Source organism: Desulfobacula sp. (assembly GCF_014237455.1).
Classification (GTDB): domain Bacteria; phylum Desulfobacterota; class Desulfobacteria; order Desulfobacterales; family Desulfobacteraceae; genus Desulfobacula.
The window spans coordinates 1-9,279 of sequence record NZ_JABZFL010000100.1 but is presented as its reverse complement, the minus strand read 5'-3'; the positions used below and the strand labels follow the sequence as shown (position 1 = coordinate 9,279).

Below are 9,279 nucleotides of genomic sequence, written 5' to 3'. Positions count from 1 at the left end.
TACAAAAACAAATTTTCTTTGCCATAACCAATTGATTTTATAGTATATCTTCGCATATACTTTTGAGGTAGATGTGGTCAACTTCGAATATATCTCTGATAAAAAATGGGAAACTTCAGCCTTTTTAAATCCCACCCCTTTGAATTTCCCCCGGATGATTCGTGTCATGTCGTGGGATAGAACGGTTCCAATGGCATCTTCAACTCTAATTTTCTTCATTTATGTATCCTGATCGCAATCAATTTTTTTTACGTTTTTCCTGGTGAATTATTTTTGGGTTTTCCCTTTAATGGCAGCCAGTATCTTGTCCGGGGTTAAGGGAAAAGAGTCCATGTAAACACCAATAGCATTACTCACGGCAGCCGCGTATCCCTGGGCAGCTGACATGGCTATGGACATGCCGGCTTCCTTGGCCCCGTAGGGTCCTTTGGGATCAAGGGATTCCACAATGATATTATTGATTTTAGGCGGCATATCACAGGCCAGGGGCAGTTTATAATCCAGCATGTTGGTATTGATGCACCGGCCATCCTTCCATTCATGGTATTCTGTGAGCATACCACCTGTCCGCCCATGGTCAGGGCACCTTCAAACTGGCCTTCAAGGACCAGAGGATTGATCCCATACCCCACATCCTGGGCCACCGTGACTTCCAGCACCTCAACTTGACCTGTATCAGGGTCTACCTTGACCTCGACAATGGTGGTGCCGAATGAAAAGGCTTCACACATCTGACCATAGGGGTTTTTAACCCATTCGCGTTTCATGTCCACCTTGGGCCAGTACCCGCCTTCGGCATTAACAGAGGTATAGTTTAACAGAGCGATTCTCACCACTTTTTTAATGGGGATGGATTTTGATGCTTTGCCTCTCTTCGAGCCAGGATCATCTTTGACAAAAATCAAACGATTTTTAGCTGCAAGCTGGTCTGGATTCACCTTTAAGGCTTTGGCAGCCACGTTAAAAAGTTTTTCCCGACAGTTCTGGGCCGCGATTTTTACAGCATGGCCCCCCACAAAGGTGGATACCTGGGAATAGGACCCTGGATCAGACGAGGTGGTTTCCGTATCCGCTGACACCAGGTGGATGTCTTCGGGTAAAAGCCCCAGTTCTTCAGCTGCAATCTGGATCAGCATATTGTCATTGCCCTGGCCATTGTCCACAACCCCTGACATGACCGTTGCCTCCCCGTCTTCATTGAATTTGATAAAGGATTGGGATCCCCCGCGGATCCCCATGGGAAATTCCGTCTGCACGGAATTGGTACCCATACCGATCCCGTGGAAGGGGGGCAGTTTGCCCCATTTTTTCTTGAACCCTGATTTTTCAACGGCCTTGTGGATGGTTTCATCCATGGCGCACAAATCCACATAGAATTTAGTACTGGTATATTCACCCGGCTGCCGGGAATTTTTCAGTCTCATTTCCACAGGATCAATGCCAAGGTGGTCTGCAATCATGTCTAGCTGGAGATCTATCCCACAGGCAAATCCCCGTCCATGGGTTCTGATCATGCCCCGGATGGGTTTGTTGGTATAGATTCGATATCCATTGTACCTGACACTTCCCATGCGATAGGCCTGTTCCATGGAAAGAAAGGGGACACTTGTGGCAATGGGTCCTGTGCTGGAATAGGCACCCCCGCCTATATAGCAGGTGGTTTCCCTTGCAAGGACCTGATGAGACTTTAAAATAATTATACATATACCCACTGCATTAATATTAATAGAATTTATTCATGTGATTTTTTAAAAATTTGTCCTCCTGTTCTCTCCAGTTCTGTCCCTTAAACCTCTTGTCGTAAAACCCACCCAGCCTTTCTAACAATTTCTCCCATGGATTTTTTTGATTATCCAGTGCTTCAAATACATCGGCAATAAGAACGTCAATATCAATCATTTTCTCTTTGGGTGCAAAATAGACTGCTCCGGAATTGACGGATTTCTCAAGACTCTCTTCTGTTAATGCATTCGCCGTGAGCATAAATGCAGGAATTCCCTGGTTATTTGCGATCTTAAGTAACTCGAATCCATTTACTCCCATAATATCCAGAACCGCCATGTCATAATGTTGATTTTCCAGCATCTGTTTACCTTCATCATAAGATGATGCCGTGTCTATTTTACATGAACTCAATAGTTCAATTAATGAATCGAGCACATCGGGTTCATCATCAACGATGAGAATTTTTTTCCCCTCAAGTAACTTTCTGGTGTCCATCGCATCTCTCCTTCAAACTATGGAACTGTCTTTTGCAGTTGCCTTTTTTTGTCCCTTTTGACCCGTGTCGTTTCACGAGTAAGAGCCGTTCCTGAAGTGTTTTTGACTTTTATTCTTCTCCATACGGTCTTTCCCCATAAACATCAATTTATTAAATTCGGTAAAAAGGTCACGGTTTCAGGGAAGGCGATCATTACCGCCGTACCGACAATTAAAGCCAGGAGGAATGGAAAAGACCCCTTGAAAATAGTTAAAAGGGGGACATCTTTGGCGATCCCTCTTGTAATATAGACAGCGGTACCTACCGGAGGTGTGATAATGCCCATATGGGTAACCAGTACAATAATGATACCAAACCAGATAGGATCATATCCTAAATTGACGACAATGGGATAAAAAATAGGGATGGTGAGCATGATCAAAGCCATTGAATCGATAAAGCATCCGCCCAGAAGGTAGATAAAACAAATCAGGCCGATGATGATCCAGGGCGGCAGGTCGAGCGTGCCGACTACAGTGGCCAGTTCAAGGGGAATTCTTGTCAGCGCAAGAAAATGACCAAAAACAGTGGCACCGGCAATAAGCATGATGACCATACAGGATATTTTAAGCGTGCCGTATATTGCATTTTTAAAGTCCTCCCAGGAGAGCTTGCGTCGGAGCATGACAATCATAAGGATGGTAAAGGCCCCGACTGCACCTGATTTTGTCGGTGTAAACAAACCGGTGACCAGCCCCCCCATGACAAACAGGAATACGGCAAGGGTTTCCCAGAGTTCCCCCAATGAAAGAATCATCTCTTTGATAGTAAATTTTTCACCTTTGGGCCCCTGCTCTGGTTTGAATATACAATAAATTCTGATGGCCACCATAAATAAAAAGGTCATAAAAATGGCAGGAAGAACACCTGCAATAAACAATGCTCCAATGGACTGTTCCGTCAAAATACCGTATATGATAAGTACCACACTGGGTGGCATCAATGCCCCAAGCCCACCTCCGGAAGCTACGCAACCCGTAGAAAGTTCGGCGCCGTATTTATACCGTTTCATCTCCGGGAGACCAATGGTTCCCATAGTAGCAGTTGTGGCCGTAGCAGATCCGCAAACCGCACCAAATGCTGCACACGCCATTACGGTGGCCATGGCAAGCCCCCCGCGGACTCTTCCTACAAACTTGTAAGCCACATCATACAGCGAACTGCTTACACCCGAGTAAAAAGCGATATATCCCATGAATACGAATAAGGGTATCAGGGTCAAACCATAAGATGAGAAAACACTGAAAATATCAGTTGAAACAAGTCGCATTCCAACCTGTAGGTTGGTCAGGTAAGAATACCCGATAAAACCAACTATGGCCATAACATAAGCCACCGCCATACGGGAAAAAAGCATGGCAATCAGAAAAAAGATACCGATGATGCCGACGATAGTGTGTTCACTCATTTGGGACCGTTCCTTTAAATAGGGTTAGCAGCTCAATAAATATAACCAGCGCCAGGATGCCGCATGCGAAAGATACCCCGTATATGAGATAAAAAGTGGGAAACTGGAGGGTTGCGGAGACTTGCCCGGCCTCACCGACTTCGTCTGCATATAGCCAGCATTGCCAGGCAACAAGACAGAAAAAAGCAAACGAGATAAAGGCGACTGTGCAATCATTTATCCTCTTGATTCGCTGCGGTAAAAGCATGTGGAGAAGATCCACACCCACATGCCCCTTTTCCATCTCCGTGGAAGGAAGGGCAAATGCAAGTAACAGAAATGCACCCATGCCGGTTAATTCTTCAGATCCAAGAAGGGGATGTCCAAAAAAGCTGCCCACTACATCGGCACATGTCAAAAGCATCATACCGATCAGACATATGCCACCCGCCTTCTTGAGAATATCAGACAGCCATCTTGCAATTTTCATGTTTTATCTCCAGAGAACAGATTCAATATTTTTGTTGATTCTTTTTAAGCATATTTTTGATTTATATTTACAGCCGCAGAGTCATAAGTGACAAGACAATTCAATCCTGGAAAAAAAGTGCTGCATCAGTAAAATGTACAGTCACCTTAAAACTCTGCGCCGAAATTATATTATGATGGTTTAAAATACATGGGGTTAAAAGCCTTAAGCACTCCTGTTAATTTTTCTCCATGTACTTGCTTTCAAACTTTCCTTTTTCATTTTCTGCCAACCGTGTTGTTACATATTTAAGGACCTCTTTGCCGGAAAGACCTTTTTCCTTGTTCAGATCAATATAATCCTGCAGTACGGGTTCGCAGGCTTTCTTCCATCTTTTTGCTTCTTTGGGGCCGATACCAATCATGGAATTACCCGCTTGAAGCAGGAAATTGACCCCTTCAAAGGCACCGGCTTCCCATGCCTTTCCATGTTTAAAAATCCACTCTCCATTGATTCCTTCAATTATTTTTTGATCCTCTTCGGGCAACGCATTCCATTTGTCTTTGTTCATGACGACGAAAAATCCTAAAGAATATGCTGTAGGGTAACAGGCGATGACATAATCCGTAACTTCCGCCATCTTCCATCCCTTGTTTGATTCCAGAGGATACAATCCACCTTGGACAACCCCTTTTTGAAGAGATTGATATAATTCATTCATGGGAAAAGCTGTAGGGGTGCCTCCTAACGCCTGAACCATACTGGCCGTTGGGCCATGGGAACGGATCTTAAGCCCTTTTAAATCTTCCATTTTATGGACGGCTTTGTCCTTGGTGTGTATGAGTCCGGGCCCATGGGCATGAAGATAAAGTACCTTTACTTCATCTAATTCTTTTGGTGCAAACTTTTCATATACTTCATTAATAATTGCCGTTGCGACCTGACCATTTGGGTACCCCAGAGGCAGATTGATGAAGTCCATCATAGGAAACCGGCCCCGGGTATACTGTAGGACCGAACATCCCAGATCCGACAGGCCTGATTTTACACCCTGATAATTCTGTGCGGCCTTGGTCAAGGTTTGTCCGGGATAATGTACGATCTTTACCCTTCCGTTTGTCCTAATACCAACCTCTTTGCACCATGTTGCTTCAAGTTTACTCTGTGCGTGGGTGGGAGGCATAAATCCGCTATAGGTCAGATTGATCGTATCTCCTGAAAAGGCAACAGTGGGCAATATAAAACTGCATATCACCAGTCCTATGAACGCTATTATTAAACTCGATTTAATTCCTGACATCCTGCAAAAACATGTCTTTTTCATTTTCTACTCCTCTTATGATTGAATAAAAATTCAGGATAACGGGACGTGTCCATTATCCATCCCAAGCGCTGAACATACTCATAAATTATATTTTCAGGTTTCACGTATCAATCTTTTGGCCTTTCCTTCAAACCGTGGCAGCCCGCCTGCTTTAACGACTTCAACAGTTGGCGTGAACGTAACCCTGTACTTGAAATCCTCGATGAACTTTTCGACCGAATCTTGCATATCTTTCTGGGACACTTGAGCCGATAACGGTTCCACGCGGATTTTTATGCGTTTTTTGCTATCCTTTTTGGGGACAATAATCTGGTACTCATTTGAAAAATTGTCCACTTCTCGAAGGAGATTCTCTATGGCAGAAGGGAATACATTCACACCGCCAAATTGAAACATGTCGTCGGATCTTCCCAGGATGCCGCCGTCCAGCCTTAAGAAACTTCGACCACATTCGCAGGGTTCCCGGTTAAACTTCACCAGATCTTTTATACGATAACGGATAAGGGGCATGGTTTCCGTGCATAGATTGCTGAGAACCAGTTCCCCCACTTCACCGTCTTCCACCGGTTCAAGGGTAACCGGGTCCAGGCATTCTGCATAAAACATATTTTCATTAACATGGGTTCCCTTTTGGACAACACATTCAAAACCAAAATTGGTGATCTCACTGGAGCCTATATCGTCGTAGCATTTGGCGCCATAGGTATCTTCGATGGCTTTTTTAGTGGACGCTATATTGGCTCCCGGTTCTCCGGCTGCGACAACGACTGCCACCTGGGAGTCGGCCAAAGAAATCTCCATTTTCTTCGCAACTTCACCAAGGTGCAGAAGATAGGTGGGAGTGCCACATATCACGGTAGCGCCCCACTCGAAAATATTTTTCACCCGGTCCTTTGATGACTGTGCACCGCCAGGAACAATCATGACCCCTGCCTGTTCAAGGGCGGCTTGGAATCCCCACCAGGCAATGTAGAGCCCATAGCCAAACGGCACATATAGGATATCCGATCTTTTGATACCGTAGGCATTCATGAAATACATGAATTGTTCATAAGAATGTTCTGTCCAGTCTTTTTTGTTCATCATTACTTTAAGGGGTGTGCCCGTTGTTCCCGTCGTTTGAAAGACCCTTACACCGTCCTCAGGGGGGACACAGATCATTTCACCCCATGGCGGGTTTCTTTTCTGGCTTTCTAATAATTCTTCTTTAACCGTAAACGGAACCTTGGAGATATCTGACAGCGTTTTAATATCGGATGGTTTTATTCCTGTCCGGTCATATTTTTTTTTGTACATGGGGCTTCGATCATAAACATAGGCCATGCGTTCCCTGAACCGTTCAAGTTGCAGCGATTCTCTTTCTCTGCGAGGCATCGTTTCCAGTTCTTTGTTCCGATACATTACCTGTTCCATGTTAGATTCCTTTCTATGATTTCTACGGAAATATCTATTTTATTTTTCCCAAACCTTTTAAAATTTTTTCCGGTGTAAACGGTGTTGAAAAGAGTCTTACACCTACGGCGTCGTATATGGCATTGGCAATTGCTGCCAAAATGGCGGACACATAACCTTCACCAACCTCCTTGGTTCGGTAAGGTTTCCCGACCTGGTACCGTTCCGTGATCACGTCGATGTGTTCTGAGTCCGCAATATTACAGATGGAGGGCATCCGGTAATCCAGCCAGCTCGGATTCAGGGTGCGACCTTTCTCCATCATTATCTCTTCCATGAATGCGTGACCTAGGGCCATTGATACCTGACCGTCAATCTGCCCTTCCACTTGAAGGGGGTTGATGGGAAATCCACAGTCATGAGCGGTCACGGCCTTCAGCAGACGGATGTTCCCCGTCTCAGTATCCACCTCCACTTCGGCTGTCTGGGCGTCAAAGGCATAGTTTTCAGTCCATCTCCCCTTTGTGGTTGCAAGGCTCGGGTGAGTGGGTACGTCTCTCATGGTGCGCCAGTGCCCATTTCCAATGACAGAATCCCCTCTGTGTTTCTGAATGCTTAAGGCCATAAGTTTTTCATATGACAATGAACGTTCCGGTTGGCCGGATATATAGACGCGTTTGTTCTGGAATGTCAAATTTTCAATGTCGGCATTGAGTTCTTCGGCAGCAATTGTCATGAGTTTTCGGCGGACATCGCCTGCCGCTTCACGGGCTGCATTACCTGTTACATAGGCATTTCCGCTGATCCACACCCCAATATCCACGGGTGTGGTTTCAGTATCGGCCGCAAACACTTGAACCTCTTCTATGGGGATTTTAAGTTCTTCTGCAACAATCTGGCACAGTATGGTTTCAGATCCCTGTCCGATATCCAGGGAACCCGTCAGCAGAGATACGCTTCCGTCGTCGTTCATTTTTACAATGACTGATGAACTATTGGGGTAAATCAATGATCCCCCAAAGTAGGCACTGACCCCAATGCCAATGCCTTTCCGGTACCGTCCTTGTTTTTCAGTTCGGCTGATCCCGAATTTTGCTGTAAAATTCGTGTGCTTGGCAATATCCAGAATACAATCCTTAAGACCGCAGTTATGCACATTATCACCATTGGGTAGCATTTCACCTGAAATCCTTGCATTTTTCAAACGAATGTCAATGGGGCTGATGCCCAGCTCAGCTGCAATCATGTCCAGTTGAGATTCCACTGCAAATCGCATCTGGGGTGCGCCATGCCCCCTTTGTGGAGATCGAATCGGATTGTTGGTATAAACCGAGTATCCTTTATATTTCATGTTGGGAATTCGATAGGGGGCCATTGCAAACCCCCACACCAGAAAGATGACTACCACGCCGCTACCGCGATAGCCCCCGGAATTATTGATAGTTTCAAACTCCTGCGCCACGATAGTACCGTCTTTTTTAACGCCGGTTTTTACCGTGACAATCATGGGTTGACCGTGACGATAAGCAGTGAATATTTCTTCACGGGTTGCAATGATTTCCACGGGTCTAGACGTTTTCATGGAGAGAAGTGCTGCACAGAATTCATGGGTGTATAGATCTATCTTCCCTCCAAAGGCACCCCCAACATAGGCTTTTTTCACCCTTACCGATGACTGTGGAAGTCCCAGGGTTTTGGCAAGCTTTGCCCGTTTGATGAATGGCCCCTGTGAAGATGTCCACACATTCAATTTTCCGTCTGCCTCAAAACTGGCTACAGTGGCGTGGGGCTCAAGGAATCCGTGGGTTCGAAGATGGCTTTCAAACCGGTCCTCTCTCACATAGTCAGCTTCTCGAAACCCTGCTTCCACATCACCCCAGCCCGAAGTAGTTTTGCCTCCGATATTAACCAGGTCCTCCTTTACTTTGGGATGGGAGGGATGAATTTCCGGTGCCCCCGGTATCATGGCTTCTTCAGGATCAAAGACCGCGGGCAGGGGTTCATATGTCACTTTTATAAGACTCAAAGCTTTATCTGCAGCATATACATCGGTAGCTGCCACTGCAGCAACTTCTTCACCAATAAATCGAACCTTGTCCATTGCCAGGGGATATTGATCTGCTGGATAACGAGGTGTTTCAACAAAGCCATGTTTAATGCCCAAAGTATCTTTACCAGTGATCACAGCTTTGACACCCGGTACCCCCAAGGCAAGACTGATGTCGATGTCCAGTATCCGTGCATGGGCATGAGGGCTTCTGAGTATCCTTCCAACCAGCTGTCCCTTTAGTTGTATATCAACTGTGTAGATCGCTTTGCCCTCCTTGCCTTTGGGGCCTGGAATGTTATCTGCAAGCAGGTCTCCCTCCTTGACCTGGGGTAACTCTCCCCGATCTTTCCAGTCCATCAGACCGTCTTCGGTCAATCTGCCGATTTTCAGCGGGTCC

At 45.7% G+C, this 9,279-nt stretch carries 8 protein-coding genes and 1 pseudogene; all 9 read right to left on the bottom strand.

What is annotated here, in order from left to right; translation table 11 throughout:
- A pseudogene (locus HGJ91_RS15275) lies at positions 1-219 on the bottom strand (hypothetical protein); the annotation flags it as partial.
- A 48-nt stretch (positions 220-267) separates the two neighbouring features.
- Positions 268-399 carry a hypothetical protein gene (locus tag HGJ91_RS15270; protein WP_291348712.1) on the bottom strand — a complete coding sequence of 44 codons (132 nt, stop codon included), beginning with the start codon at positions 397-399 and terminating at the stop codon, positions 268-270.
- Positions 390-1,712: a molybdopterin cofactor-binding domain-containing protein gene (locus tag HGJ91_RS15265; protein WP_291348711.1), complete on the bottom strand. Its 1,323-nt coding sequence runs from the start codon at positions 1,710-1,712 to the stop codon at positions 390-392. The genes HGJ91_RS15270 and HGJ91_RS15265 overlap by 10 nt, the downstream gene beginning before the upstream one ends.
- 10 nt (positions 1,713-1,722) lie before the next feature.
- Positions 1,723-2,220, bottom strand: coding sequence for a response regulator (locus HGJ91_RS15260; RefSeq protein ID WP_291348710.1), 498 nt, complete (start codon positions 2,218-2,220; stop codon positions 1,723-1,725).
- Between the two features lie 143 nt (positions 2,221-2,363).
- Positions 2,364-3,668 (bottom strand): TRAP transporter large permease, encoded by a 1,305-nt coding sequence (locus HGJ91_RS15255; RefSeq protein ID WP_291348709.1) that lies wholly within the window; start codon positions 3,666-3,668, stop codon positions 2,364-2,366.
- Positions 3,661-4,137 (bottom strand): TRAP transporter small permease, encoded by a 477-nt coding sequence (locus tag HGJ91_RS15250; protein WP_291348708.1) that lies wholly within the window; start codon positions 4,135-4,137, stop codon positions 3,661-3,663. The genes HGJ91_RS15255 and HGJ91_RS15250 overlap by 8 nt, the downstream gene beginning before the upstream one ends.
- 217 nt (positions 4,138-4,354) lie before the next feature.
- Entirely contained in the window at positions 4,355-5,440 is a 1,086-nt protein-coding gene (locus HGJ91_RS15245) for a TRAP transporter substrate-binding protein (protein WP_291348707.1), read from the bottom strand.
- 93 nt (positions 5,441-5,533) lie between these two features.
- Entirely contained in the window at positions 5,534-6,853 is a 1,320-nt protein-coding gene (locus HGJ91_RS15240) for a phenylacetate--CoA ligase family protein (protein ID WP_291348706.1), read from the bottom strand.
- A 34-nt stretch (positions 6,854-6,887) separates the two neighbouring features.
- Positions 6,888-9,279, bottom strand: a 2,392-nt coding sequence (locus HGJ91_RS15235; protein WP_291348705.1) for a molybdopterin cofactor-binding domain-containing protein, incomplete at its 5' end; no start/stop codon positions are given.